This is a genomic window from Aquiluna borgnonia (genome assembly GCF_013283855.1).
GTDB classification, from domain to species: Bacteria; Actinomycetota; Actinomycetes; order Actinomycetales; family Microbacteriaceae; genus Aquiluna; species Aquiluna borgnonia.
Genome location: NZ_CP054056.1, coordinates 123,979 through 148,857, shown reverse-complemented (window position 1 = coordinate 148,857; position 24,879 = coordinate 123,979). Strand labels below are relative to the sequence as shown.

The 24,879-nt window shown below is 56.4% G+C and carries 28 protein-coding genes; all 28 read right to left on the bottom strand.

The annotated features are described in order from the left end of the window. Positions 1 to 18: 18 nt before the first annotated feature. Positions 19 to 687 (bottom strand): 50S ribosomal protein L15, encoded by a 669-nt coding sequence (rplO, locus tag HRU87_RS07110; RefSeq protein WP_213086399.1) that lies wholly within the window; start codon positions 685 to 687, stop codon positions 19 to 21. Beyond that, positions 687 to 872, bottom strand: coding sequence for a 50S ribosomal protein L30 (gene rpmD, locus HRU87_RS00825; RefSeq protein ID WP_173493086.1), 186 nt, complete (start codon positions 870 to 872; stop codon positions 687 to 689). The genes rplO and rpmD overlap by 1 nt, the downstream gene beginning before the upstream one ends. Beyond that, a complete protein-coding gene (gene rpsE, locus HRU87_RS00820; protein ID WP_173493085.1) occupies positions 872 to 1,534 on the bottom strand; it encodes a 30S ribosomal protein S5 in 663 nt (220 codons plus the stop codon). Before rpsE ends, rpmD begins: the two co-directional genes overlap by 1 nt. Continuing rightward, positions 1,531 to 1,890 carry a 50S ribosomal protein L18 gene (rplR, locus tag HRU87_RS00815; RefSeq protein WP_173493084.1) on the bottom strand — a complete coding sequence of 120 codons (360 nt, stop codon included), beginning with the start codon at positions 1,888 to 1,890 and terminating at the stop codon, positions 1,531 to 1,533. The genes rpsE and rplR overlap by 4 nt, the downstream gene beginning before the upstream one ends. Before the next feature lie 2 nt (positions 1,891 to 1,892). Continuing rightward, entirely contained in the window at positions 1,893 to 2,429 is a 537-nt protein-coding gene (gene rplF / locus HRU87_RS00810) for a 50S ribosomal protein L6 (protein WP_173493083.1), read from the bottom strand. Positions 2,430 to 2,435: 6 nt separating this feature from the next. Beyond that, positions 2,436 to 2,834, bottom strand: a complete 399-nt coding sequence (gene rpsH / locus HRU87_RS00805; protein WP_173493082.1) for a 30S ribosomal protein S8 — start codon at positions 2,832 to 2,834, stop codon at positions 2,436 to 2,438. A gap of 71 nt (positions 2,835 to 2,905) precedes the next feature. Next, positions 2,906 to 3,487 (bottom strand): 50S ribosomal protein L5, encoded by a 582-nt coding sequence (rplE, locus tag HRU87_RS00800; RefSeq protein ID WP_173493081.1) that lies wholly within the window; start codon positions 3,485 to 3,487, stop codon positions 2,906 to 2,908. Next, entirely contained in the window at positions 3,487 to 3,837 is a 351-nt protein-coding gene (gene rplX / locus HRU87_RS00795) for a 50S ribosomal protein L24 (protein ID WP_173493080.1), read from the bottom strand. The genes rplE and rplX overlap by 1 nt, the downstream gene beginning before the upstream one ends. A gap of 2 nt (positions 3,838 to 3,839) precedes the next feature. Next, on the bottom strand, positions 3,840 to 4,208 hold the full coding sequence (gene rplN / locus HRU87_RS00790; RefSeq protein ID WP_173493079.1) for a 50S ribosomal protein L14: 369 nt from the start codon (positions 4,206 to 4,208) through the stop codon (positions 3,840 to 3,842). A 55-nt stretch (positions 4,209 to 4,263) separates the two neighbouring features. Further along, positions 4,264 to 4,623: a 30S ribosomal protein S17 gene (gene rpsQ / locus HRU87_RS07175; RefSeq protein WP_173493078.1), complete on the bottom strand. Its 360-nt coding sequence runs from the start codon at positions 4,621 to 4,623 to the stop codon at positions 4,264 to 4,266. A 2-nt stretch (positions 4,624 to 4,625) separates the two neighbouring features. Further along, positions 4,626 to 4,913, bottom strand: a complete 288-nt coding sequence (rpmC, locus tag HRU87_RS00780; RefSeq protein ID WP_173494206.1) for a 50S ribosomal protein L29 — start codon at positions 4,911 to 4,913, stop codon at positions 4,626 to 4,628. Continuing rightward, positions 4,910 to 5,329 (bottom strand): 50S ribosomal protein L16, encoded by a 420-nt coding sequence (gene rplP / locus HRU87_RS00775; protein ID WP_173493077.1) that lies wholly within the window; start codon positions 5,327 to 5,329, stop codon positions 4,910 to 4,912. Before rplP ends, rpmC begins: the two co-directional genes overlap by 4 nt. Before the next feature lie 2 nt (positions 5,330 to 5,331). Continuing rightward, entirely contained in the window at positions 5,332 to 6,081 is a 750-nt protein-coding gene (gene rpsC, locus HRU87_RS00770) for a 30S ribosomal protein S3 (protein ID WP_173493076.1), read from the bottom strand. Further along, positions 6,081 to 6,452 carry a 50S ribosomal protein L22 gene (gene rplV, locus HRU87_RS00765; protein WP_173493075.1) on the bottom strand — a complete coding sequence of 124 codons (372 nt, stop codon included), beginning with the start codon at positions 6,450 to 6,452 and terminating at the stop codon, positions 6,081 to 6,083. Before rplV ends, rpsC begins: the two co-directional genes overlap by 1 nt. 31 nt (positions 6,453 to 6,483) lie before the next feature. Further along, a complete protein-coding gene (rpsS, locus tag HRU87_RS00760) occupies positions 6,484 to 6,765 on the bottom strand; it encodes a 30S ribosomal protein S19 (protein ID WP_173493074.1) in 282 nt (93 codons plus the stop codon). Between the two features lie 11 nt (positions 6,766 to 6,776). Then, positions 6,777 to 7,610 (bottom strand): 50S ribosomal protein L2, encoded by an 834-nt coding sequence (gene rplB / locus HRU87_RS00755; RefSeq protein ID WP_173493073.1) that lies wholly within the window; start codon positions 7,608 to 7,610, stop codon positions 6,777 to 6,779. An 11-nt stretch (positions 7,611 to 7,621) separates the two neighbouring features. Continuing rightward, the gene (rplW, locus tag HRU87_RS00750) at positions 7,622 to 7,921 is read right to left on the bottom strand and encodes a 50S ribosomal protein L23 (protein ID WP_173493072.1); all 300 of its coding nucleotides are present in this window, start codon (positions 7,919 to 7,921) and stop codon (positions 7,622 to 7,624) included. Continuing rightward, positions 7,918 to 8,565 (bottom strand): 50S ribosomal protein L4, encoded by a 648-nt coding sequence (rplD, locus tag HRU87_RS00745; RefSeq protein ID WP_173493071.1) that lies wholly within the window; start codon positions 8,563 to 8,565, stop codon positions 7,918 to 7,920. The genes rplW and rplD overlap by 4 nt, the downstream gene beginning before the upstream one ends. After that, a complete protein-coding gene (gene rplC, locus HRU87_RS00740; protein WP_173493070.1) occupies positions 8,565 to 9,221 on the bottom strand; it encodes a 50S ribosomal protein L3 in 657 nt (218 codons plus the stop codon). Before rplC ends, rplD begins: the two co-directional genes overlap by 1 nt. Positions 9,222 to 9,231: 10 nt before the next feature. After that, on the bottom strand, positions 9,232 to 9,540 hold the full coding sequence (rpsJ, locus tag HRU87_RS00735) for a 30S ribosomal protein S10 (RefSeq protein WP_173493069.1): 309 nt from the start codon (positions 9,538 to 9,540) through the stop codon (positions 9,232 to 9,234). A 414-nt stretch (positions 9,541 to 9,954) separates the two neighbouring features. After that, a complete protein-coding gene (gene tuf, locus HRU87_RS00730) occupies positions 9,955 to 11,145 on the bottom strand; it encodes an elongation factor Tu (RefSeq protein ID WP_173493068.1) in 1,191 nt (396 codons plus the stop codon). Positions 11,146 to 11,248: 103 nt separating this feature from the next. Continuing rightward, a complete protein-coding gene (gene fusA / locus HRU87_RS00725) occupies positions 11,249 to 13,351 on the bottom strand; it encodes an elongation factor G (protein WP_173493067.1) in 2,103 nt (700 codons plus the stop codon). A 93-nt stretch (positions 13,352 to 13,444) separates the two neighbouring features. Then, on the bottom strand, positions 13,445 to 13,915 hold the full coding sequence (gene rpsG, locus HRU87_RS00720) for a 30S ribosomal protein S7 (RefSeq protein ID WP_173493066.1): 471 nt from the start codon (positions 13,913 to 13,915) through the stop codon (positions 13,445 to 13,447). Between the two features lie 4 nt (positions 13,916 to 13,919). Beyond that, a complete protein-coding gene (gene rpsL, locus HRU87_RS00715) occupies positions 13,920 to 14,291 on the bottom strand; it encodes a 30S ribosomal protein S12 (protein ID WP_173493065.1) in 372 nt (123 codons plus the stop codon). A 160-nt stretch (positions 14,292 to 14,451) separates the two neighbouring features. Continuing rightward, the gene (locus HRU87_RS00710; RefSeq protein WP_173493064.1) at positions 14,452 to 16,281 is read right to left on the bottom strand and encodes a metallopeptidase domain-containing protein; all 1,830 of its coding nucleotides are present in this window, start codon (positions 16,279 to 16,281) and stop codon (positions 14,452 to 14,454) included. An 84-nt stretch (positions 16,282 to 16,365) separates the two neighbouring features. Then, on the bottom strand, positions 16,366 to 20,544 hold the full coding sequence (gene rpoC, locus HRU87_RS00705; protein WP_173493063.1) for a DNA-directed RNA polymerase subunit beta': 4,179 nt from the start codon (positions 20,542 to 20,544) through the stop codon (positions 16,366 to 16,368). A gap of 36 nt (positions 20,545 to 20,580) precedes the next feature. Then, the gene (gene rpoB, locus HRU87_RS00700) at positions 20,581 to 24,198 is read right to left on the bottom strand and encodes a DNA-directed RNA polymerase subunit beta (RefSeq protein WP_173493062.1); all 3,618 of its coding nucleotides are present in this window, start codon (positions 24,196 to 24,198) and stop codon (positions 20,581 to 20,583) included. A gap of 193 nt (positions 24,199 to 24,391) precedes the next feature. Next, complete coding sequence (smpB, locus tag HRU87_RS00695; RefSeq protein WP_173493061.1) at positions 24,392 to 24,868, bottom strand: SsrA-binding protein SmpB; 477 nt, start codon at positions 24,866 to 24,868, stop codon at positions 24,392 to 24,394. Positions 24,869 to 24,879: the final 11 nt, after the last annotated feature.

Here is a 24,879-nt window from a genome sequence, read left to right as displayed (position 1 = left end):
CTCTCCTAGTGAATCTTCTTAGGCGTTGATGCTGCCGCCGGCAGCTTCAATCTTGGTCTTTGCTGACGCGGAAACCTTGTCAACAGTGACCTCAAGCTTAACCGAGACCTCGCCGTTTCCCAGCACCTTGACTGGCTCGCCCTTGCGGACTGCACCCTTGGCGACTAGGTCGTCTACGGTAACCTGACCACCCTTTGGGTAGAGGTCGTTTAGCTTCTCCAGGTTTACCACCTGGTACTCAACGCGGAATGGGTTCTTGAAACCACGCAGCTTCGGGGTGCGCATGACGAGGTTAACGCCACCACCCTCAAAGCCCAGGCGGGTGGTGGTGCGAGCACCGGTACCCTTGGTTCCACGACCTGCGGTCTTACCCTTGGAACCCTCACCAAGACCCTTACGAGTCTTCTCCTTCTTGGCACCCTTGGCAGGGCGAAGGTGGTGAAGCTTCAGAATCTGGCTCTTCTCAGCCTTCTCCTCGGTCTTCTTCGCAGCAGGCTTGGCAGCGGCCTTAGGAGCTGCCTTCTCGGCGGCTGGCTTAGCAGCAGCTTTCTCAGCAGCTGGCTTGGCAGCGGCCTTAGGAGCGGCAGTCTTTGCAGCAGCGGCCTTTGGGGCAGCCTTAGCGGCGGCTGGCTTTGCAGCCGCAGTCTTTGCTGCAGGCTTTGCAGCTGGCTTGGTTTCTTCAGCCATTAGTCGATCTCCTCAACCTTTACTAGGTGGGCAACGGTCATCACCAGGCCGCGAACAGACTTGTTGTCTTCCTTCACGACGATGTCACCGATGCGCTTCAGGCCCAGGGTGCGAAGTGAATCGCGCTGGTTCTGCTTGCCACCGTTGGAACTTTTTACCTGGGTAACCTTTAGACGAGCGGCCATTAGGCACCTGCCTTTTCAGTCTTGGCTGGGAGTAGGCGAGCCGGAGCTACCTCTACCAGGGCCTTGCCACGGCGAGCTGCAACAGCGTTTGGCTCTTCGAGCTGACGCAGTGCTGCCACGGTGGCGTGAACAATGTTTAGGGTGTTCGAGGAGCCGAGCGACTTGGAAAGCACATCGTGCACTCCAGCGCATTCCAGCACGGCGCGAACTGGACCACCGGCGATAACACCGGTTCCCTCAGCAGCTGGGCGCAGTAGAACCACACCGGCAGCAGCCTCACCCTGAACTGGGTGCGGGATGGTCGAGCCGGAGCGTGGGATGCGGAAGAAGTTCTTCTTCGCGTCCTCAACGCCCTTGGCAATCGCAGCTGGAACTTCCTTGGCCTTGCCGTAACCGACACCAACTAAGCCTTCGCCATCGCCAACCACAACAAGTGCGGTGAAGGCAAAGCGACGACCACCCTTGACTACCTTGGCAACACGGTTGATGGTTACAACGCGCTCCAGGAATGGGCTCTTGGTCTCCTCACGGTCACGACGCTCAGTGCGAGGGCCGCGCTCACGCGATCCACGACGCTGCTCGCGCTCGTTAGGGTCAACGGTTGTGGCATCTGCTGCCACGGTAGCTTCTGCCACTTCCAGTTCCTTCTTCTCGTCGCTCACAGTGCCAGTCCTTCCTCGCGAGCTGCGTTTGCAATTGCTGCAACGCGGCCTGCATAGCGGTTACCGCCACGGTCGAATACAACTTCGGTGACACCGGCCTCTTTGGCGCGGGCAGCGATTAGCTTGCCAACCACTGCTGCCTTGTCGGTCTTGGTGCCGTCGGCCTTGCGAAGCTCAACCTCCATGGTTGAGGCCGAGGCAAGGGTGTGACCCTTGGCGTCGTCCACTACCTGAACGAACACGTGACGTGCCGAACGGGTAACAACCAAACGAGGACGAGCTGCAGTGCCCTCAATCTTCTTGCGTAGGCGGCCGTGACGCTTGTCACGAGCAGCTGATTTTGACTTAGTAGCCATGATTACTTACCACTCTTTCCGGCCTTGCGACGAACCTTCTCGCCCTCGTAGCGCACACCCTTGCCCTTGTAAGGCTCTGGCTTGCGCAACTTGCGAATGTTTGCAGCAACCTCGCCGACGGCTTGCTTGCTGGTTCCGGTGACAACAATCTTGTTGTTTCCCTCAACGCTCAGGGTGATTCCTGCTGGTGGGGTGACAACTACCGGGTGGCTGAAGCCGAGTGCGAGCTCAATGTTCTCGCCCTTGGAGGCAGCGCGGTAACCGGTTCCAACGATGTCTAGAGCCTTGCGGAATCCGGTGGAAACACCGTGGACATTGTTGGCGATCAAAGTTCTGGTTAGACCGTGCAGAGACTTGGACTTGGCCTCGTCATCTGGACGGGAAACGATCACGGTGTTCTCATCAAGGGTTACCTTGATTGGCTCGGAGACGGTGAGCGAAAGTTCGCCCTTAGGTCCCTTGACCAAAACATCCTGACCGTTGATTGCAACGGTTACACCCGCTGGCAGCGGGATTGGCATCTTTCCAATACGTGACATGCGTGATTACCAGACGTAGGCGATGACTTCTCCGCCTACTCCCTTCTTGGCAGCCTGACGGTCGGTTAGCAGACCGGATGAGGTGGACAGGATGGCGATGCCCAGGCCGCCGAGGACCTTTGGCAGCTCGGTGGACTTGGCGTAAACGCGAAGACCTGGCTTGGAGACACGCTTGATGCCAGCGATGCTGGACTCACGGTTTGGGCCGAACTTCAGGTCAACCGTCAGGGTCTTGCCGACCGTGGCGTCCTCAACCTTGAAGTCCTCGATGTAACCCTCGGACTTCAGGATCTGAGCGATGTTGCCCTTTAGCTTGGAGTAAGGCAGGCTCAACGACTCGTGGTGAGCGTTGTTAGCGTTGCGCAGCCGGGTCAGAAAATCTGCTACCGGGTCTGTCATTGTCATTTATTTATCTTCTTTCTCGAGGTGGTTTCCCAGCGCTTTACAAGCTCAGGGACCTTTCTCAATTGGGGGGTTTATGCCTTGAACGGGAAGCCGAGCGCCTTCAAAAGCGCACGACCCTCATCATCGGTCTGGGCGGTGGTTACGACTGTGATGTCCATTCCGCGGACATTGTCGATCTTGTCCTGGTCAATCTCGTGGAACATGGACTGCTCTGAGAGACCAAAGGTGTAGTTGCCGCGGCCATCGAACTGCTTTGGCGATAGTCCGCGGAAGTCACGGATACGTGGCAGTGACAGGTTGAGCAGGCGGTCTAGGAACTCCCACATTCTGTCGCCACGCAGGGTTACGTGGGCACCAATTGGCTGACCCTCGCGCAGCTTGAACTGAGCGATGGACTTCTTGGCGACGTTAACCATCGGCTTCTGGCCGGTGATGGCGGTTAGATCGCGGATTGCACCCTCGATCAGCTTGCCTTCCTTGGCTGCAGCTCCGACACCCATGTTCACAACGATCTTGGTGAGACCTGGAACCTGCATTGGGTTGGCGAAGTTGAACTCTGCCTGAAGCACTGGAACAACGTCCTTGCGGTACTGAGCCTTGAGGCGAGGAAGGGCCTTGACCTCGGCAGCAGCCTTCTTAGTTGCGGTTGCCATTAGATGTCCTTCCCGCTCTTGCGAGCTACGCGAGTCTTGGTGACCGAGCCATCCTTGGCCTTCTCAACCTTGAATCCAACCTTGGTTGGCTTCTTGGTGCTTGGGTCTACCAGAGCAACATTTGAAATGTGAATTGGAGCTTCCTGGGTGACAATGCCACCGGTCTTGCTGCCGCGGTCAGTCTGGCCAGCCTTGAGGTGGCGGGTGACAACGTTTACACCCTCGACGATTACGCGGTTCTGCTCAACTAGAACAGATAGCACGTGACCCTGCTTGCCGCGGTCTCCGCCGCGGTCCTGCTTCTTGCCGGTGATGACCTGTACCAGGTCACCCTTCTTGATTTTCGCCATGATTAAATGACCTCCGGTGCTAGCGAGATGATCTTCATGAACTTCTTCTCGCGAAGCTCACGGCCGATGGGCCCGAAAATACGAGTTCCGCGTGGCTCGCCATCGTTCTTGATGATGACAGCTGCGTTCTCGTCGAACTTGATGTAGGAACCATCTGGACGACGGGTCTCCTTCACGGTGCGAACGACGACCGCCTTGACGACATCACCCTTCTTGACGTTTCCGCCTGGGATTGCGTCCTTGACTGTGGCAACGATGATGTCACCTAGACCTGCGTAGCGACGGAGCGATCCGCCCAACACGCGAATGGTCAGCAACTCTTTGGCGCCGGTGTTATCGGCAACCTTGAGTCTGGATTCCTGCTGAAGCACTTTTTTCTCCTTGTTGTTTGGCTAACGATTTCCGACCGTTAGCCCTAGGGGTTTGTTACTTGGCCTTCTCGAGGATCTCGACTAGGCGCCAGTTCTTGGTGGCCGATAGTGGGCGGGTCTCGCTGATTAGCACGAGGTCGCCGATACCTGCGGTGTTGTTCTCGTCGTGAGCCTTGATCTTCTTAGATAGGCGCATAACCTTGCCGTAGAGCGGGTGCTTCTTGCGGTCCTCAACCATGACAACGATGGTCTTGTCCATCTTGTCTGAGACCACGTAGCCACGACGTGACTTGCGGTAACCGCGCTCTTCAGCGACAACTTCCTTGGCAACCTTTGGCTTTGCAGCCTTTGGTGCCGCGGTCTTTGCGGCAGCCTTTGGGGCGGCCTTAGCTGCAGTCTTCTTTTCTTCAGCCATCTTTATGCCTCCTCAGCAGGCTTCTCAGCCGCTGCCTTCTTGGTGGTCTTCGGGGCTGCGGCCACTGGCACGGCACGAATGCCGAGCTCGCGCTCGCGCAGCACGGTGTAAATACGAGCGATGTCACGCTTCACGGCCTTTAGGCGACCGTGGTTGTCTAGCTGACCGGTTGCAGACTGGAAGCGCAGGTTGAACAGCTCTTCCTTTGCCTTGCGCAGCTCCTCAACTAGTAGCGAGTCCTCGATCTTGTCTAGGTCCTCAGGGGTGAGGTTCTTGGATCCGATCATTATGCGTCACCTTCTTCACGCTTGATAATGCGAGCCTTCAGCGGGAGCTTGTGGATCGCACGAGTCATGGCCTCACGGGCGATGGTCTCTGATACGCCTGAAAGCTCAAATAGAACTCGGCCAGGCTTGACGTTTACTACCCACCACTCCGGTGAACCCTTACCGGAACCCATGCGAGTTTCGGCCGGCTTCTTGGTGAGGGAGCGGTCTGGGAACACGTTGATCCAAACCTTTCCACCACGCTTGATGTGACGAGTCATTGCAATACGGGCAGCTTCGATCTGACGGTTGGTCAGGTAAGCAGGGGTTAGTGCCTGGATACCGTACTCACCGAAGGAGACCTTGGTGCCACCGGTTGCGTGACCAGCACGCTTTGGGCTGTGCTGCTTACGGTGCTTTACTCTGCGAGGAACTAGCATTCTTAGCCTTCACTTCCTGCTGCTACTGGTGCAGCGTCAGGGCGTGGGCCGCGACGGCCAGCGCCAGCTGGGCGAGGACCGCGCTGGGTTGCCTGCACTGCTGCAAGCTCCTTAGCGGTCAGGTCACCCTTGTAGATCCAAACCTTTACACCGATGCGGCCGAAGGTGGTCTTGGCCTCGTAGAAGCCGTAGTCAATGTTCGAGCGCAGGGTGTGCAGTGGCACACGGCCTTCGCGGTAGAACTCGCTGCGCGACATTTCAGCGCCACCGAGACGACCCGAGCACTGCACACGGATTCCCTTGGAACCGCTGCGAAGCGCTCCCTGGATTCCCTTGCGCATGGCGCGACGGAAAGCAACGCGGGCAGCAAGCTGCTCGGCGATTCCCTGGGCTACCAGCTGGGCGTCGGACTCTGGGTTCTTCACCTCGAGGATGTTCAGCAGAACCTGCTTGCCGGTTAGCTTCTCAAGGTCTGAACGCAAGGTCTCAGCCTCGGCGCCGCGGCGACCGATAACTAGACCTGGGCGTGCAGCGAAGATGTCGATGCGAACACGGTCACGGGTGCGCTCCAGCTCAATGCGAGAGATACCTGCGCGGTCCAGCTTCTCCTGCAGGAATGCACGAATCTTGGTGTCCTCAACTACGTAGTCTGCGTAGCGCTGACCCTTCTTCGCGCTGTCAGTGAACCAGCGGGAACGGTGGTCGGTGGTGATTCCTAGGCGGAAGCCGTAGGGATTGACTTTCTGACCCATTACTTGCCTGCCTTCTTGAGCTCGTCAGGAGTTGCAACAACCACAGTGATGTGGCTGGTGCGCTTGTTGATACGGAATGCGCGTCCCTGAGCACGTGGGCGGAAACGCTTCAGCGTCACACCCTCGTCCACAAAAGCGGCAGAAATAACTAGGTCGTCCTCGTCCACAATGGCTCCGACGTTCTCACCCTTGACCTTGGCGTTGGCAACCGCAGAGGCAACGAGCTTGTAAATCGGCTCGGATGCTGCCTGTGGGGCAAACTTCAAGATTCCCAGGGCCTCGGTGGCCTGCTTGCCGCGGATCAAGTTGACGACACGGCGAGCCTTCTGCGGAGTCACGCGGATGTTACGCACCTTGGCGATAGCTTCCATCGTTCTGTTCCTTCTCTCTAGGCGCCCCGGCTTAGCCGCGGCGACCCTTCTTGTCGTCCTTCACGTGACCACGGAAGGTGCGGGTGGGTGCGAATTCGCCAAGCTTGTGACCAACCATGGTCTCGGTGACGAAAACTGGAATGTGCTTGCGACCGTCGTGCACGGCGATGGTGTGACCCAGCATGGCTGGGACGATCATCGAGCGGCGAGACCAGGTCTTGATCACGTTCTTGGTGTTGGCCTCGTTCTGTACGCGCACCTTCTTCATCAGGTGCTCGTCGACGAAGGGGCCCTTCTTCAAACTGCGTGGCATCTAGAGTTCTCCTACTTCTTGCCGACGTAACGACGACGAACGATTTGCTTGTCGGATGGAAGGTTTGGCTTACGAGTGCGGCCTTCCTTCTGACCCCAAGGGGTAACTGGGTGACGACCACCGGAGGTCTTACCCTCACCACCACCGTGTGGGTGGTCAACCGGGTTCATAACGACACCACGAACGGTTGGGCGAACGCCCTTCCAGCGCATGCGGCCAGCCTTACCCCAGTTGATGTTGGACTGCTCAGCATTTCCAACCTCACCGATGGTGGCGCGGCAGTTTGCGTCTACGTTGCGGATTTCACCGGAAGGCAGACGAAGCTGTGCGTTTGGGCCATCCTTGGCAACCAAGCGAACCGATGCACCTGCGGAACGGGCCATCTTGGCACCACCGCCTGGCTTTAGCTCGATAGCGTGGATCACGGTACCGACTGGAATGTTGCGCAGCGGCAGGTTGTTACCCGGCTTGATGTCGGCGTTTGGTCCCTGCTCAATTGCATCGCCCTGCTTTAGCTTGTTAGGAGCGATGATGTAGCGCTTGGTGCCGTCGATGTAGTGAATCAGCGCGATGCGAGCGGTACGGTTTGGGTCGTACTCGATGTGCGCAACCTTGGCTGGTACACCATCCTTGTCATTGCGACGGAAATCGATCACGCGGTACTGGCGCTTGTGGCCACCACCGATGTGGCGGGTGGTGATGCGACCAGCTGCGTTGCGGCCACCGGTCTTAGGCAGTGGCTTCAGCAGTGACTTCTCAGGGGTCGAGCGGGTGATCTCTGCAAAGTCTGCAACAGATGAACCGCGGCGGCCCGGAGTCGTTGGCTTGTATTTACGGATTGCCATTTGTCTCTCCCTTAACCGATGTAGGTAAAGATGTCGATGGAGCCCGACTTCAGGGTCACAATGGCACGCTTGGTGTCCTTGCGCTTACCTAGTCCGAAGCGGGTGCGGCGGGTCTTGCCTTGGCGGTTCAGGGTGTTGATGGTGTCAACCTTCACATTGAAGATCTGCTCAACAGCCTGCTTGATCTCGGTCTTGTTCGAGCGAGGGTCCACCTCGAAGGTGTACTTACCCTCGTCGATGAGCGTGTAGCTCTTCTCCGAGATGATTGGCTTGATGATTACATCGCGTGGGTCTTTGTTGATGGCACTCATGCGCTGACCTCCTCAGTGCGGGTAGCGGCCTCGACGTACTGAGTCATGGCGCTGGCGGTGAAAACGATGTCGTCGGCGTGCAGCACGTCGTAAGCGTTCAGCTGGTCAACAGCTAGGACGTGGACGGTCTGCAGGTTGCGTAGCGACTTGTAAGACAGCTCGTCTGAGCGGTCCAGCACGACCAGGATGTTCTTGCTGGTTGCAACCTGAGCCAAGAAAGCTGCTGCTGCCTTGGTTGATGGCTGCTCTCCCAGAGCAAACTGGTCAATGATGAAGACGCGGCCGTTACGAGCGCGGTCAGAAAGTGCACCGCGCAGAGCAGCCACAATCATCTTCTTTGGGGTGCGCTGCGAGTAGTCGCGAGGCTTTGGTGCGTGGATCACGCCACCACCGCGGTGCTGAGGCATACGAACCGAACCCTGACGGGCGCGGCCGGTACCCTTCTGCTTGAAAGGCTTCTTACCCGAACCGGAAACCTCGCCGCGGCGAAGCGCGGACTGGGTTCCCTGGCGAGCAGCTGCCAGCTGGGCAACCACTACCTGGTGGATTAGCGGGACATTGGTCTGGACGTCGAACAGTGCCTCTGGCAGCTCAACGGATCCGGACTTCTTGCCCTTCACGTCAATAACGTCAACGGTAGGCATTACTTGCTCTCCTTCACGGCGTTGCGAACAAACACCAGCTGGCCCTTAGGACCTGGGACGGCACCCTTGATCAGCAATAGGCCTCGCTCGAGGTCTACGCCGTGCAGGGTTAGGTTCATGGTGGTGACTCGGTCAGATCCCATGCGGCCAGGCATCTTCTTACCCTTGATGACCTTGGCTGGGGTGGTACCGGCACCAACGGATCCAGGCTTACGGTGGTTCTTGTGAGCACCGTGCGAGGAGTGGATACCGGCGAAGCCGTGGCGCTTCATGACACCGGCGAAGCCCTTACCCTTTGAGGTTCCGACGACGTCGACCTTGGTGCCGACCTCGAAGATGTCAACGCCCAGTGCCTGACCAACTGCGTATGAGTTGGTGTCAGCGGTGCGGATCTCTGCTAGGAAGCGGCGAGGGGTGGCTCCGGCCTTAGCGAAGTGGCCGGTGGTTGGCTTGTCAGCCTTGCGTGGGTCAATGGCGCCGTAGGCAATCTGAATTGCCTCATAGCCATCGGCCTCTAAATTCTTGATTTGGGTAACGATGTTCTCGCCAGCCTCAACGACGGTGATGGGAACAAGCTTGTTGTTCTCATCCCAGCCCTGAGTCATGCCGAGCTTGGTGCCCAGCAAACCCTTTACGGTCTTAGTCTCTGCAGTCATTTCTAAATCCTTAGAGCTTGATCTCGATGTTGACGTCTGCTGGTAGGTCCAGGCGCATCAGCGAATCAACGGCCTTTGGAGTCGGGTCGATGATGTCAATGAGGCGCTTGTGGGTGCGCATCTCAAAGTGCTCGCGGCTGTCCTTGTACTTGTGTGGCGAGCGGATGACCGTCACAACGTTCTTCTCGGTGGGCAGTGGAACTGGGCCAACTACCTTTGCACCGGCGCGGGTGACCGTGTCGACGATTTTGCTCGCCGACGAGTCGATGATCTCGTGATCATACGACTTCAGTCGAATGCGGATCTTGTTAGCCGCCATAATGACTCGCTTCCGTTTTAGGTGACCTTTCGGACACACAGGTTTTGGGTCAGGTCCGTCCGCGGATGCGAACTCTACTGACCGCCGTGATGCTGATGCACTGTTCTTCTGTCAACGCCCTATTTCTAGGGCTCGATCCGACACCTTGACTCGGGCGTGTCGCAAGAAATGAACTCGCGAGTTACCGGAGAAAGATCTCAGATAAGTTTTTTGGTCCTTAGCTGCGGCCGGCCCAGTTTCCTGTGCACACTGCCTGCAGTGGTTCATGCCAAATGGCACGAATGCTCGTGAACCCCACAATCCTGCCACAAGCCAAAGGTGAAGTGCAAGTTAAATCCGACCGAATTTTGAATGATTTGGCAAAGCAAAACCCCCTCGGTTTCCCGAGGGGGTTTTGACTGATTCCTTACAGAATTACTTGTTGATCTTGGTGACGGTACCGGCACCTACGGTGCGGCCACCCTCACGGATAGCGAAACGCTGTCCCTCTTCCAGCGCAATCGGCTGGATTAGCTCAACGGTCATGTTGGTGGTGTCACCAGGCATAACCATCTCGGTACCGGCTGGCAGGGTGATAACACCAGTTACGTCAGTGGTACGGATGTAGAACTGTGGGCGGTAGTTTGCGTAGAACGGGTTGTGACGGCCACCCTCATCCTTGGAAAGGATGTAGACGTTGGCGTCAAAGTTGGTGTGAGGGGTAACCGAACCAGGCTTTACAACAACCTGACCGCGCTCAACCTCTTCACGCTTGGTACCGCGGAGAAGTAGACCTACGTTCTCTCCGGCCTCTGCGTAGTCGAGTAGCTTGCGGAACATTTCGATTCCGGTAACGGTGGTCTTCTGCTTGTCGCGGATACCAACGATCTCAACTTCTTCGTTCACCTTGATCTGGCCACGCTCGATCTTGCCGGTGATAACGGTTCCACGACCAGTGATGGTGAAAACGTCCTCAACAGGCATTAGGAATGGCTTGTCGGTGTCGCGAACTGGCTCTGGAACGTTTGCGTCAACAGCGTCCATTAGAGCTAGTACAGACTCGCCCCACTTGGCGTCGCCCTCAAGAGCCTTTAGACCGGAAACGCGCACTACAGGAGCGTCGTCGCCTGGGAACTCGTACTGGTTTAGCAGGTCGCGGACCTCAACCTCAACGAGCTCTAGGATCTCCTCGTCATCAACCATGTCGGACTTGTTCAGTGCGACAACGATGTAAGGAACACCAACCTGGCGAGCAAGAAGCACGTGCTCCTTGGTCTGAGGCATTGGGCCGTCGGTTGCTGCTACTACGAGGATGGCACCATCCATCTGTGCAGCACCGGTGATCATGTTCTTGATGTAGTCAGCGTGGCCTGGAGCGTCTACGTGTGCGTAGTGGCGCTTCTCGGTCTGGTACTCAACGTGGGAGATGTTGATGGTGATACCGCGCTGCTTCTCCTCTGGGGAGTTGTCAATCTGGTCGAACGCGTAAGAAGCGTTCAGGGTTGGGTACTTGTCGTGAAGTACCTTGGTGATTGCCGCAGTCAGAGTGGTCTTACCGTGGTCGACGTGACCAATGGTTCCGATGTTGACGTGCGGCTTGGTGCGCTCGAATTTCGCCTTAGCCATTGTGGGTCCTCCTGATGGATCCGTAGTAAATCATCGACCAGGTGGCCGACTCTGATTTGGGGTTTACAGACTTTCTATCTTAGTCAAAAGACCAGTAGCTTGACTACTCGCCCTTTGCCTTCTGAACGATCTCGTCAGCGACGTTCCTTGGAACCTCGGCGTAGGTCTCGAAAGTCATCGAGTACACAGCGCGTCCAGAGGTCTTGGAACGAAGGTCACCAACGTAACCGAACATCTCGGATAGTGGAACCAGTGCACGGACAACCTTCACGCCACTGGCGTCGTCCATGGACTGGATCTGCCCGCGCCTGGAGTTTAGGTCACCGATAACGTCACCCATGTATTCCTCAGGGGTACGCACCTCAACCGCCATCAACGGCTCGAGCAGAACTGGGTTGGCAAGACGAGCGGCCTCCTTGAAGACCATCGAACCTGCAAGCTTGAATGCCATTTCAGACGAGTCAACATCGTGGTAAGCACCATCGAGCAGAGTCGCCTTGACACCAACAACTGGGTAGCCGGCTAGCACACCGGACTGCATGGCGTCACGCATACCGGCATCAACCGAAGGAATGTACTCGCGAGGAACGCGACCACCGGTAACGGCGTCTACGAACTCGTAGGTCTTGTCACCCTCAACCTCCATAGGCTCCAGCTTGATCTGGACCTTGGCGAACTGACCAGAACCACCGGTCTGCTTCTTGTGGGTGTAGTCGTGCTTGTCGACAACGCGACGAATGGTCTCGCGGTAGGCAACCTGAGGCTTACCTACGTTCGCCTCAACCTTGAACTCACGGCGCATACGGTCAACCAGAATGTCTAGGTGAAGCTCACCCATTCCGGAGATAACGGTCTGGCCGGTCTCGTGGTCGTGCTCAACGCGGAAGGTTGGGTCCTCTTCGGCCAACTTCTGGATTGCAAGGCCTAGCTTCTCCTGGTCACCCTTGGTCTTTGGCTCAATAGCAACCGAGATAACTGGCTCTGGGAAGGTCATGGTCTCCAGGACAATCTGGTTGTCCGGGTCACACAGGGTGTCACCGGTGGTGGTGTCCTTCAAACCGATGGCAGCGTAGATGTGACCTGCGGTTACCGAGTCCACTGGGTTTTCCTTGTTGGCGTGCATCTGGAATAGCTTTCCGATGCGCTCCTTGCGGCCCTTGGTGGAGTTAATAACCTGGGTGCCGGACTCAGCGTGACCGGAGTACACGCGGATGTAGGTCAGGCGACCAAAGAATGGGTGGGTCATAACCTTGAACGCCAGAGCAGCAAAAGGCTCCTTGGTGTCAGGCTTGCGGATTAGGCGCTTCTCCTCGTCGCGAGGGTCTCCACCCTCGGTGGCAGGAACATCCAGCGGCGAAGGTAGGTAGTCGATAACCGCGTCAAGCATCGGCTGAACACCCTTGTTCTTGAAAGCAGAGCCACAGAGAATTGGGTACATCAGGGAGTTGACGGTTAGGTGGCGGATACCAGCTTTGATCTCGGCGACGGTTAGCTCCTCGCCGGCAAAGTACTTCTCCATCAGCTCTTCGCTGGTGTCAGCTACGGCCTCGATCAGCTGGGCACGGTACTCGTCAGCCTTGGCCTTGAGGTCCGCAGGGATCTCCTCAACCTCGTACTTGGCACCCATCTCGACGTCTCCGCGCCAGGTTAGAGCCTTCATCTCGACCAGGTCGATAACACCCTGGAAGTCGCTCTCGGCACCGATTGGAAGCTGAATAACCAGAGGCTTTGCACCTAGGCGCTCAACAATGGTCTTGACGGTGAAGTAGAAATCTGCACCCATCTTGTCCATCTTGTTGACAAAGCAGATGCGAGGAACGTCGTACTTGTCGGCCTGGCGCCAAACGGTCTCAGACTGAGGCTCAACACCTTCCTTGCCATCGAATACTGCAACGGCACCGTCCAGCACGCGAAGTGAACGCTCAACCTCAACGGTGAAGTCCACGTGACCTGGGGTGTCAATAATGTTGATCTGGTTCTTGTTCCAGAAACAGGTGGTAGCAGCCGAAGTAATGGTGATACCGCGCTCCTGCTCCTGCTCCATCCAGTCCATGGTGGCGGCACCGTCGTGCACCTCACCGATCTTGTGAGTGATACCGGTGTAGAACAGGATTCGCTCAGTGGTGGTGGTCTTACCGGCGTCAATGTGCGCCATGATGCCGATGTTGCGAACCTTGTTCAGGTCGGTGAGCACGTCTTGTGCCACGGTGTCCTCCGAAGTTTGAGTTTGTTTATCTGGTTAATGAATACATCCGCCAGTGAAACGCTGGGTAAACAGCTCTGGCGGATGCTTGCTGGATTACCAGCGGTAGTGTGCGAAGGCCTTGTTGGACTCTGCCATCTTGTGAGTGTCCTCACGACGCTTCACAGCAGCACCTAGGCCGTTGGATGCATCGAGGATCTCGTTCATTAGACGCTCGGTCATGGTCTTCTCGCGACGGTTCTTGGCGTAGCTGACCAACCAGCGCATAGCCAAGGTGTTGGCACGGTGGCTCTTAACCTCAACTGGAACCTGGTAGGTGGAACCACCAACGCGACGGGAGCGAACCTCAACGGTTGGACGAATGTTGTCCAGTGCCTTCTTGAGGGTTACCACTGGGTCGTCACCGTTCTTGCGGTTGGTGCCCTCTAGGGCACCGTAAACGATTGCTTCAGCCAAGCTCTTCTTGCCGTGAAGCAAGATCTTGTTGACCAGCTGGGAAACTACTGGTGAGCCGTAAACCGGGTCGGATACGACTGGACGCTTAGCGACTGGGCCTTTACGTGGCATCTAATTACTTACCCTTCTTTGCACCGTATTGGCTGCGAGCCTGCTTACGGTTCTTTACTGCCTGGGTGTCTAGTGCGCCACGAACGATCTTGTAGCGAACACCTGGTAGGTCCTTAACACGGCCACCGCGGACAAGCACCATCGAGTGCTCCTGCAGGTTGTGGCCCTCGCCCGGGATGTAGGCGGTTACTTCCACACCGTTGGACAACTTCACACGAGCTACCTTACGAAGCGCAGAGTTTGGCTTCTTAGGGGTGGTGGTGTACACGCGGGTACACACGCCACGCTGCTGTGGGTTTGCCTTCAGTGCAGGTGCCTTGGTCTTAGTGACCTTCGGGCTCCTACCCTTGCGAACCAACTGCTGAATTGTTGGCACTATTTCTCCTTATTTAGGCTTCCTTCGGCGCGCAGGAATCTGCACAGTTTCCGAAGATTTTTGACCCCGCCTCAGCGACAAGAGGTTCTGGGCCTAATTCGCGTCTTCACACGAACCTCGCCAAGCATACATTCATTAGTGACGGGTGGTCAAATAGTTTTTAGTTGACTTTGGACACCTTAATGACATCGCCAAAGGCCCCGGACTCAAGGACCTCAATCTTCCATCCATCTGAGGACACGGACTCACCTGGGTCAAGCGCTGCGTCCAACGCCCAGTCCATAATCGGCTTGCTTCGCTTGGGGGCCAAAACGTCTACTGGTTTTTTCGTGTCGGGTGAATAGATCTTGGCCGAAGTGTCAATTCGGTAGGCGTAAGCGCCCTCCGACTCCTTACCGAACAGGGCGTCATAGCCCTGGCGACGCCTTGATTCCACAACGATGACCTCGTGATCTGAAACCGGTATGACCACAGCCTTTTTGTAATCACCAACCCACGCAACCGGTTGAACTAGGTGAATCGATGATTCTTGATCAGTCTTGCAATCAACCTGTGAATCCTTCAGCACGCCCAGCAGCCAACGGTTCCAAGCTGCAAGTTCGGGCGAGCCATACCAACCCCACATAAGATCAAACCCATTCTTGGAGCCAACCTGCCAGTTTCTGTCAGGTAGTCCGAAAAGGTGGCCAAATTCGTGCAGCCAGTTTGGAACATCTCGACTCTCATCATTGCCAGTGACTAACAGATTGAGAATTTGACCTTCATCCGAGTAGAGTCCGTCACTTTCGCCTGCTTTGCCCGGGGCATGCGGAATAAACATTCCGTGTTCCGCATCCGTGACGGTCCTTGGCTCTTCAATGATCACAGCATCGTATTTTGAAAAGTCGTAGTCCTTATCGACCAAATCAATGGCCGCCTGCAGGTACTTACGGTAGTTGGTCCAAAAGTCGGTGTTGAAAGTTTTGTCGAACTCAATCCCAAGCTTGAAGGAGTCAATCGACTTACCCATTTGGTAATAGGAGTCCGGGATGGTCCAGTCAAAACTAACCGGAACGCTGGAGGCGCGAGTGTAGAAGTTTGTGAGCGCCGAAACCACGTCACCCATGTCATCGGCGGGTTTGTTTTTGGTCAAGTGGTCGGTGAATTGAACCGGAATCACAAGAATCTTGAAGTTGGGTTTTAGGTCCGCACGAAGCTCTGGCAATGGAAAACCAAATCCTTTGTCGAGCGAACCATCGTCACCTGCGGCCACCTTGCACTTTGAGTAGTCCGTGAAGGAACCTGCGGACAAAGTTGTTTTGGGAGCGGTGGTGACCACCTTGGGGACGATGTAAAGATTTGGCGAGTAGCCAAAAAGGGATTTGGTTGGCACAGTTTCCGGTACCAGGGGTTTGCGAGTAACCGGGTCGATTTTTGGCATTGAGCTGTCCAATTGGAACAGACCGCTACCCCCCGATTTCATCGCACACTTCAAGTAAGCCGGCTTGCCCTGGGCATCATTGCCCAGCACCTGCCAGCCAAAGCCGCCTCCGCAGGGTTTTCCAACCTGGTAGTTCGGGTTGATTTTGAAAGTAATGGCTTCGGTCTCAACCATTTTCACGGCCGGTTGATTAGCAGTAGTGGTCGACCAGCGGAACTGCAGTTCTATCTGACCTGAGTCCTTGGCTAAATTGGTGTCTGCGGTAATGACGAACGTTCTCAGATCGCCATCCAATTTTTTGAGATAGTCGCAGGCGCTTTTTGCTCGAGCCCTGGCGTACACAGTGTCCTTGGACTTTTGAACCAGGGCCAAGCAATGAACGGTTTCGGCCAGCGGATATTTGCTCCAAGCTTTTTTGATTAGTGCTGCTTGGCTAGAACTAAGTTTTACGTTGGTTCCCGAAAACCCCGCCACAAACTGGACCTTGGTCACAGTTGCCGCCGTTGCTCCCTGACTCTGAAAGCCAGCGAGCAAAAGTGCTGCCAGTGCCATGGAAATAAAACGCTTCATCACTACCCCCGTATGAATTTCAACCCAAAATTAGCAAAGAAAAACGCCTACCGTAACCGGTAGGCGTTCCCCTTTTTTGAAGCGTTAGTTCTCGTCGATTGAGAACGGATCTGCGATTGACATCGACAGCTCTTGAGAGCTCAGGTCAGCGTCATCGAACGATGCATCCGACCAGATACGGTTCGGGTAGCGCTCTGCCTTGGCCTCTTCGGTGCCGTCCACCTCGAAGTCGCGGTGAGCTAGCAGACCGGTTCCGGCTGGGATTAGCTTTCCGATGATGACGTTCTCCTTCAGTCCAACCAGGCGGTCTTCGCGGCGGTCCAGAGCGGCCTGAGTTAGAACTCGGGTGGTCTCCTGGAACGAAGCGGCAGACAGCCAAGACTGAGCAGCAAGCGATGCACGGGTCATACCCATCACCTCTTGACGAGCTGACGCAGGCTTTAGGCCCTGAGCAACAGCTGCACGGTTCTGAACTGCGAAGCGCTGGCGGTCGATGATCTCACCCGGCAGCATTTCGGTGTCGCCGGAGTCGATGACGGTTACCTTGTTCAGCATCTGACGAACAATCACCTCGAGGTGCTTGTCGTGCAGCGGAACACCCTGGGAGCCGTAGATCGCCTGGACACCGCGAATGATCTCGGCTGCTGCTTCACGAGCACCCTTGATCATCAGCACCTCGTGAGGAATTGGGGTTCCATCCACGATGTAGTCTCCGGCCTCAACGACCTGACCCTTCTCGACAACCAGGTCACCGATGTTGGTGACGGTGGTGATTGGGAGGTATGGGCTTAGCTTCTTGAAGGTCTTGGAAGCGGTGCGGGAGAAGCTGTACTGCAGAGCCAAAGACTCAGCTTCCTTCTCCGCAGCCTCACCCTGTGGGCGGACGTAGACATCGAAGCTCTTTGCGCCGGTGGCGGAGACCTTCTCGATGATGTCGACCTTTCCGTTCCAGAAGGCCATAACTGCAACCTTGCCAGCTTGACGCCAACCAACGCGGGCCTCAAGCAGGTCGGTAACACCGTTTAGACCCTGGGTGATGTCATAGGAGATCAGACGCTCAACACGAACCTTCTGACCACCGATGGACTTCAAAATGGTCTGCTTCTTAGCCTCGGATGCGGCACCACCGGTGTGGAAGGTACGCATGGTCAGCTGAGTTCCAGGCTCACCGATCGACTGTGCGGCGATGATACCGATGGCCTCACCGACGGTTACCTTCTGGTTGGTAGCAAGCGATACGCCGTAGCACTGAGCACAGATGCCAGCCTCAGCCTCACAGGTCAGAACGGAACGAACGTTGATGGTCTCAACGCCAGCTTCCTTCAGTCTGCGCACGGTGGCGTGGTCGATGTTCTCGCCGGCCTTGACCAGCACGTCCTTGCCAACCTTGACGTCAGCGAGGTTGGTGCGGCCCACGATCGATAGCTCTACCTGGTCGTCGTCCAGCAGGTCCTTCTCTAGACCGCGGCTGGTGCCACAGTCATCGATCTGGATGATGACATCCTGAGCCACGTCAACCAGACGGCGAGTTAGGTAACCAGCGGCCGCAGTCTTCATGGCGGTGTCAGCGTTACCCTTACGGGCACCGGTGGCGTTGATGAAGTACTCGTGCGGGGTTAGGCCCAGCAGGTAGTTACCCTTCACAGGCATCGGAGCGAAGTCACCGGAGGAGGTGGCAACCGGTCCACGCATACCCATGATGGAACGAATCTGCAGCCAGTTACCGCGAGCACCCGAGGTAACCATCTTGTAGATGGCGTTGTCGTGTGGGATCGATTCCTGTAGCAGCTTCTGAATTTCGTTGGTCTCCTTGAACCACAGCGCACCCAGCTCGTCACGACGCTCCAGGTCAGACTTCAAACCATTGTCGAAGGCTTCCTGAATCTTGGTGTGAGCCTTCTCAGCCTTGAGAATGCGGGTTGCGCGCTCCTTGTCAAACTCGCCCTTGGGGTCGAAGTTTGCATCGGAGATGGACATGGAAACACCTGAGCGGGTTGCCCAGTAGAAACCTGCATCCTTCAGCTTGTCCAGTGCCTGAGCTACCTCGGTGCGGCTGAACATCTCAACCAGATCGGAAACGATCTGACCGAGCTGCTTCTTGCCGACCTGCATCTCAACGTATGGGTAAGCCTCTGGCAGGGTCTCGTTGAATAGAGCGCGACCGAAGGTAGTCTCCTTCAACTCACCCTCCAGGCGAATGCGAACCTTGGCACCTAGGTCTAGGTGGTGCAGGTCAAACGCCATCTGAGCCTCAGCCATCGAGGTGAAAGCCGAACCCTCACCCTTGCCGCCAGGAACTTCTGCGGTCAGGTGGAACAGACCGATGATCATGTCCTGGGTTGGGGTGGCAACTGGGCGACCATCCGAAGGCTTCAGAATGTTGTTCGAAGCGAGCATCAAGATGCGGGCCTCAGCCTGAGCCTCAACCGAAAGCGGCAGGTGGACAGCCATCTGGTCACCATCGAAGTCAGCGTTGAACGCGGTACAGACCAGCGGGTGCAGCTGAATTGCCTTACCCTCAACCAGTACCGGCTCAAAGGCCTGAATACCTAGGCGGTGCAGGGTTGGTGCACGGTTCAGTAGCACTGGACGCTCGCGGATGACCTCTTCGAGGACACCCCAAACCTGTGGGCGTGAACGCTCAACCATGCGCTTTGCGCTCTTGATGTTCTGGGCTAGACCCAGGTCCACCAAACGCTTCATCACAAACGGCTTGAAGAGCTCAAGAGCCATCAGCTTTGGAAGACCACACTGGTGCAGCTTCAGCTGAGGACCAACCACGATTACCGAACGACCCGAGTAGTCAACGCGCTTACCCAGAAGGTTCTGACGGAAACGACCCTGCTTACCCTTGAGTAGGTCAGAGAGTGACTTCAGTGCACGGTTACCGGTTCCGGTAACGGCACGACCGCGGCGACCGTTGTCAAACAGTGCGTCCACAGCCTCCTGAAGCATGCGCTTCTCGTTGTTCAAAATGGTCTTTGGTACCGCTCCGAGGTCAACAAAGCGCTTTAGGCGGTTGTTGCGGTTGATCACGCGGCGGTAGAGGTCGTTTAGGTCAGAGGTCGCAAAGCGGCCACCGTCCAGCTGAACCATCGGGCGAATCTCAGGAGGTAGCACCGGCAGCACCGAGAGCACCATTGAGGTTGGCGGGGTCCCGGAGGACAGGAAGCTGTTCACTACCTTAAGACGCTTGATGGCCTGAGTCTGCTTTGAGCCCTTGGTGGTTGCGATCTCGGCGCGCAGCTCTGCAGCAGCACCCTCGAGATCGAACGCGGCCAATACCTGCAGCACTGCCTCAGCACCGATCTCGGTGATGATGTAGTCAGAGAAGTAGTAGTCGAAGTGGTCAAAGACAACGTCGTTTGGCAAAAGCTGGCCAACCGAAGCGTTCAAGAACATGCGCCATGCCAACTGCTCCTTGTGGAGGTTGGATGGGCGCTCCAGACGAGCGTACTCGCGAACGATCTTGTCGGTCTTCTTCTTGAAGTCCGCCATGAGCTTCTTGATCTTCTTGGTCTCATCCGCGGTGCGGACAACTGCGTCGTCCTGCTCCTCATCAGTCTCCTGGGCTAGCGCGCGAGCGGACCAGAATGCGTCGGCATCCTTCTCCTCAGCCATGATCAGCTGCTCAACGGTCTTAGCAAACTGCTTCTCAACCCAGCGCGGGGTCTCCCAGAACTTGTTGGAGACCTGAAGCTCAAGGCCAAGCTCACGAAGTTCAGCTAGCTCTGCACCTGCAGCAGCCTCGAACTCCTCGTCGCGAGCGTCAACCAGCGAGCGAATGCGGGAGACGTACTCCTCGCGAACTAAGTCGTACTCGCCGTCCTTGAGCTCGTGGTCAATGTCCATGACGCGGTAAGCGGCGAAGTAAATGATCTTCTCGAGGTCCTTTGGCGCCATGTTGAGCAGGTAGCCCAGGCGAGAAGGAACACCCTTGAAGTACCAGATGTGGGTCACTGGAGCGGCAAGCTCGATGTGGCCCATGCGCTCACGGCGAACCGAGGACTTGGTTACCTCAACGCCACAGCGCTCACAGACGATTCCCTTAAAGCGGACGCGCTTGTACTTACCGCACGAGCACTCCCAGTCCTTGGTGGGACCAAAGATCTTCTCGCAGAACAGTCCGTCCTTCTCGGGCTTTAGGGTTCTGTAGTTGATGGTCTCAGGCTTCTTTACCTCGCCTGAGGACCAGGAGCGGATGTCCTCGGAAGTTGCAAGACCAACCCGAAGGGCACTGAAGTTTTCTACTCTTACTGACATTTCGTTAGTTTTTCCTTATTCAGATTCTTTATCGGGTTACTGGTAGGTGTTGAAGTCGGTCTCGGCAGCGAGGTTCTCGTTGCGAGATAGGTTGATGCCCAACTCCTCGGCGGCGCGATCGGTCTCGAACTCTTCGTCCTTGAGAACCACGACTCGACCCTCACCGTCCAGCACCTCAACGTTTAGGCCGAGGGACTGCATTTCCTTGGCTAGAACGCGGAAGGACTCTGGGATACCGGGGGCCTGAATGTTGTCACCCTTGACGATGGCTTCGTAGGTGCGAACGCGACCTGCGATGTCATCGGACTTGATGGTCAATAGCTCCTGGAGGGTGTGCGCAGCACCGTAGGCCTGCAGTGCCCAAACTTCCATCTCACCAAAGCGCTGGCCACCGAACTGAGCCTTACCACCAAGTGGCTGCTGAGTAATCATGGAGTAAGGACCGGTCGAACGAGCGTGAATCTTGTCGTCAACCAAGTGGTGGAGCTTCAGCATGTACTTCACACCGACAGCGATTGGCTCTGGGAATGGCTCACCGGAGCGGCCATCGAACAGACGTGCCTTACCGCTGGAGTCGATGAGGCGCTTGCCATTTTCGCCAACCAGGGTGTGGTCCAAAATCCCAGCAACCTGGTTCTTGGTCGCACCATCGAATACCGGGGTGGCAACCTTGGTGCCAGCCTCAGCCGAGTAGAGCTCCTTGGCCATGTTGTCTGCCCACTTGGCAACGCCCTTGACATCCCAACCCTGGCGGCAAGCCCAACCGAGGTGAGACTCCAGAACCTGTCCGAAGTTCATGCGGCCAGGAATACCCAGCGGGTTCAGAACGATGTCAACCGGAGTTCCATCCTCCATGAACGGCATGTCCTCAACTGGCAGAATCTTGGCGATAACACCCTTGTTTCCGTGGCGGCCAGCAAGCTTGTCACCCTCGGTGATCTTGCGCTTCTGAGCGATGTAAACCACAACGCGCTTGTTAACGCCAGCACCCAGCTCGTCACCCTGCTCGGCGTCAAATACCTTGACGCCAATGATGGTGCCCTGCTCGCCGTGAGGAACCTTCAAGCTGGTGTCGCGAACCTCGCGGCTCTTCTCGTTGAAGATAGCGCGCAGTAGGCGCTCTTCAGCGGAAAGCTCAGTCTCACCCTTAGGGGTTACCTTTCCAACCAGAATGTCTCCCGGACGAACCTCGGCACCAATGCGGATGATGCCGTTCTCATCCAGCTGGGCCAGCGCCTCGACTGAGATGTTTGGCAGGTCAGCAGTAATTTCCTCTGGTCCCAGCTTGGTGTCGCGAGCATCAACCTCGTACTCCTCAATGTGGATTGAGGAAAGCACGTCGTGCTTCACAATCTCCTGGCTCAGGATGATTGCGTCTTCGAAGTTGTAACCCTCCCAAGGCATGAATGCCACGAGCAAGTTCTTACCGAGCGCCAGTTCACCGTTCTCGGTGGAAGGACCATCGGCCAGCACGGTGCCAACCTCAATTCGGTCTCCAACGCTCACGATTGCGCGCTGGTTGATTGCGGTGCCCTGGTTCGAGCGGTCAAACTTGCGCAGCAGGTAGCTCGAGCGAGAACCATCGTCGTTCATCACGGTGATGTTGTCTGCATCGATTTCCTCAACCACACCGGCTGCATCGGCAACCACAACGGCTCCCGAGTCAATCGCAGCGATGCGCTCCATACCGGTTCCAACAAATGGGCTCTCGGCGCGCAGCAGTGGAACTGCCTGACGCTGCATGTTTGCACCCATCAGCGCACGAGAAGAGTCGTCGTGCTCAAGGAACGGAATCAGCGAGGTGGAAACCGAAGCCAGCTGGCGAGGGGATACGTCTAGGTAGTCCACATCCTCAGCGGCAACCTCAGTCATGTCGCCGCGGAAGCGAGCAAATGCACGAGGGCCAATCAGGGTTCCATCTTCAGTAACCGGAGTCTCAGCGGCTGCGATGACCTTGCCGTCTTCGCTGGCTGCATCCAGGTACTCGATCTTTGAGGTGACCTTGCCATTTTTGACAATGCGGTAAGGGGTCTCAATGAAACCAAAGGTGTTGATGCGGCTGAATGCGGTTAGCGAACCGATAAGACCGATGTTTGGACCTTCTGGGGTCTCCACCGGACACATGCGACCGTAGTGGGAAGGGTGAACGTCACGAACCTCCATCTGGGCACGCTCACGAGCGATACCACCAGGTCCCAGTGCCGAAAGACGACGCTTGTGAGCGAGGCCGGCCAGTGGGTTGTTCTGGTCCATGAACTGCGACAGCTGGCTGGCTCCGAAGAACTCCTTGATTGCAGAAACCACTGGGCGCAGGTTGATCAGGGTCTGAGGGGTTATTGCCTCAATGTCCTGGGTTGACATGCGCTCACGAACCACACGCTCCATACGGCTAAGACCGATGCGAACCTGGTTCTGAATCAGCTCACCGACGCTGCGAATGCGGCGGTTGGAGAAGTCGTCAATGTCGTCAGGACGAACAACGAGGCTAACCTTCTTGCCGTTCATCTTGGTGGTGAACTCAACGTTCTGCGCGGTGGCCTGAACGCCGTTTGCCAAGGTGATGTCGAACAGCAACAGGTACTTCAGGGTTGCCACAATGTCAGCCAGGGTCAGGGTGGTGATGTCAGCACCCTGCTCAATGTTTAGCTTGCGGTTTAGCTTGTGGCGACCCACGCGAGCAAGGTTGTAGCGCTTGTGCTCGAAGTATGTGGAGCGCAACCAAGCCTCAGCAACCTCGGCACCCGCGGTCTCGCCGCGGACCTTGCGGTAGACCTCGCGAAGCGCGTCTTCCTTGCTCAAAATTGGGGATGCGAAGACCTTGGACTCGTCATACTCCAGGGTGCGCTCAATGATGTCCTCGTCAAAACGCAGGTTCAGCGGGTTGGCGTCAACCGAGGCCTTCAGGTCCGCAAACTCAGCGCGAATCTCGTCCTTGGTCATACCGAGGGCCTTCAGGAAGATGGTTGCCGAGACCTTGGTTTTGCGGTCAACCTGAACCTGCAGAATTGGCTGGCCGAAGCGAGCCGCTGGCTTGCGCTCGTCCTTGACCCACTCGGTCAAGAACTCCAGGTAGGAGCCGCGGCTTGGAATGATCTGAGCCTTGTTGTTGCGGACGTCGAGGTTACCGGTGGTGTTGGTGGACACCGAGAAGTAAACACCTGGGGAGCGAACCAGCTGGGATACAACCACACGCTCGGTGCCGTTGATGATGAAGGTTCCCTTGCCGGTCATTACCGGGAAGTCACCCATGAAGACCGTCTGGCTCTTGATCTCACCGGTTAGGTAGTTGGTGAACTCAGCCTTGATGTAGAGCGGCTGGGTGTAGCTCTTACCCTTCTCCTTGCACTCATCAGGGGTGTAAGGCGGGTCAAACAGCATTGGCTCCGAGAAGGACAAGCCCATCTTTGCATCCTGGGCAGCGTTCGAGCTGTCCTCAATGGGGCTGATCTCCTCAAACACCTCGTCCAGACCGGTGCGGGCATCATCGCCAGCGATTGCTCGCCACGCAGGTGCGCCGACCAACCAGTCAAAGCTCTCGGTCTGAAGCGAGAGTAGATCTGGGATCTCGATTGGGTCTGGGTGCTTTGCAAAGGTTGGACGCAGTGCAGAGCGCGAGTTGGAAGTGGACTTTTTAGCGTTTTTCGCAGCAGCCAAAGTAATAACCCCTAGGGAATTGTGATGTAGGCGGGAAATTCGCGTTCCTAACACTTACGTGCCACCATTTGCTACGCGCCAAACAACCACAATATGAGGTTCGGCATGGGTTAGGGATGCAAACCTCAATCCTAAGGGGTGCGAATTATGGTCTGCAACTTAATTTTTTCCAAAGACTTTACTTTTTTGTGACCTAAAAGTTTCTGGTCTTCTGAGCCCTGATGGCGGTATTCATCTCGCGCTTTGCGTCTTTCTCCTTGAGAGTCTGACGCTTGTCGTAATCCTTTTTACCCTTAGCCAGGGCAATCTCAACCTTGGCATAGCCGTCTTTGAAGTAGAGACTCAGCGGAATCAGGGTGTAGCCCGATTCCTTTACCTTGCCGGCTAGCTTGTAGATCTCCTGGCGGTTGAGTAGAAGTTTGCGTTTTCTGCGAGTGAAGTGATTGGTCCAGGACCCCTCAAAGAACTCTGGAATGTGAACGTTTTCCAACCAGATCTCGCCGCGCTCGATTGAGGCGAAGCCATCAATCAGCGAAGCCCTGCCAGCCCTCAGGGACTTAACCTCGGTTCCGGTTAGCACAAGGCCGGCCTCATACACGTCCTCAATGTGGTAGTCGTGTCGGGCCTTGCGGTTCTGGGCAACTAGTTTTTGCCCACGCTCCCTTGGCATGTTTTTCCCCT

Bases quoted from the DNA above. Each gene is read 5' to 3' on its own strand.
- rplO (WP_213086399.1), bottom strand. From the start codon at position 687: ATGGCTGAAGAAACCAAGCCAGCTGCAAAGCCTGCAGCAAAGACTGCG.
- rpmD (WP_173493086.1), bottom strand. From the start codon at position 872: ATGGCCGCTCGTCTAAAGGTTACCCAGGTAAAAAGTTCCAACGGTGGC.
- rplR (WP_173493084.1), bottom strand. From the start codon at position 1,890: ATGGCTACTAAGTCAAAATCAGCTGCTCGTGACAAGCGTCACGGCCGC.
- rplF (WP_173493083.1), bottom strand. From the start codon at position 2,429: ATGTCACGTATTGGAAAGATGCCAATCCCGCTGCCAGCGGGTGTAACC.
- rpsH (WP_173493082.1), bottom strand. From the start codon at position 2,834: ATGACAATGACAGACCCGGTAGCAGATTTTCTGACCCGGCTGCGCAAC.
- rplE (WP_173493081.1), bottom strand. From the start codon at position 3,487: ATGGCAACCGCAACTAAGAAGGCTGCTGCCGAGGTCAAGGCCCTTCCT.
- rplX (WP_173493080.1), bottom strand. From the start codon at position 3,837: ATGGCGAAAATCAAGAAGGGTGACCTGGTACAGGTCATCACCGGCAAG.
- rpsQ (WP_173493078.1), bottom strand. From the start codon at position 4,623: ATGGCTGAAGAAAAGAAGACTGCAGCTAAGGCCGCCCCAAAGGCTGCC.
- rplP (WP_173493077.1), bottom strand. From the start codon at position 5,329: ATGCTAGTTCCTCGCAGAGTAAAGCACCGTAAGCAGCACAGCCCAAAG.
- rpsC (WP_173493076.1), bottom strand. From the start codon at position 6,081: ATGGGTCAGAAAGTCAATCCCTACGGCTTCCGCCTAGGAATCACCACC.
- rplV (WP_173493075.1), bottom strand. From the start codon at position 6,452: ATGGAAGCTATCGCCAAGGTGCGTAACATCCGCGTGACTCCGCAGAAG.
- rpsS (WP_173493074.1), bottom strand. From the start codon at position 6,765: ATGCCACGCAGTTTGAAGAAGGGCCCCTTCGTCGACGAGCACCTGATG.
- rplB (WP_173493073.1), bottom strand. From the start codon at position 7,610: ATGGCAATCCGTAAATACAAGCCAACGACTCCGGGCCGCCGCGGTTCA.
- rplW (WP_173493072.1), bottom strand. From the start codon at position 7,921: ATGAGTGCCATCAACAAAGACCCACGCGATGTAATCATCAAGCCAATC.
- rplD (WP_173493071.1), bottom strand. From the start codon at position 8,565: ATGCCTACCGTTGACGTTATTGACGTGAAGGGCAAGAAGTCCGGATCC.
- rplC (WP_173493070.1), bottom strand. From the start codon at position 9,221: ATGACTGCAGAGACTAAGACCGTAAAGGGTTTGCTGGGCACCAAGCTC.
- rpsJ (WP_173493069.1), bottom strand. From the start codon at position 9,540: ATGGCGGCTAACAAGATCCGCATTCGACTGAAGTCGTATGATCACGAG.
- tuf (WP_173493068.1), bottom strand. From the start codon at position 11,145: ATGGCTAAGGCGAAATTCGAGCGCACCAAGCCGCACGTCAACATCGGA.
- rpsG (WP_173493066.1), bottom strand. From the start codon at position 13,915: ATGCCACGTAAAGGCCCAGTCGCTAAGCGTCCAGTCGTATCCGACCCG.
- HRU87_RS00710 (WP_173493064.1), bottom strand. From the start codon at position 16,281: ATGAAGCGTTTTATTTCCATGGCACTGGCAGCACTTTTGCTCGCTGGC.
- rpoC (WP_173493063.1), bottom strand. From the start codon at position 20,544: ATGTCAGTAAGAGTAGAAAACTTCAGTGCCCTTCGGGTTGGTCTTGCA.
- smpB (WP_173493061.1), bottom strand. From the start codon at position 24,868: ATGCCAAGGGAGCGTGGGCAAAAACTAGTTGCCCAGAACCGCAAGGCC.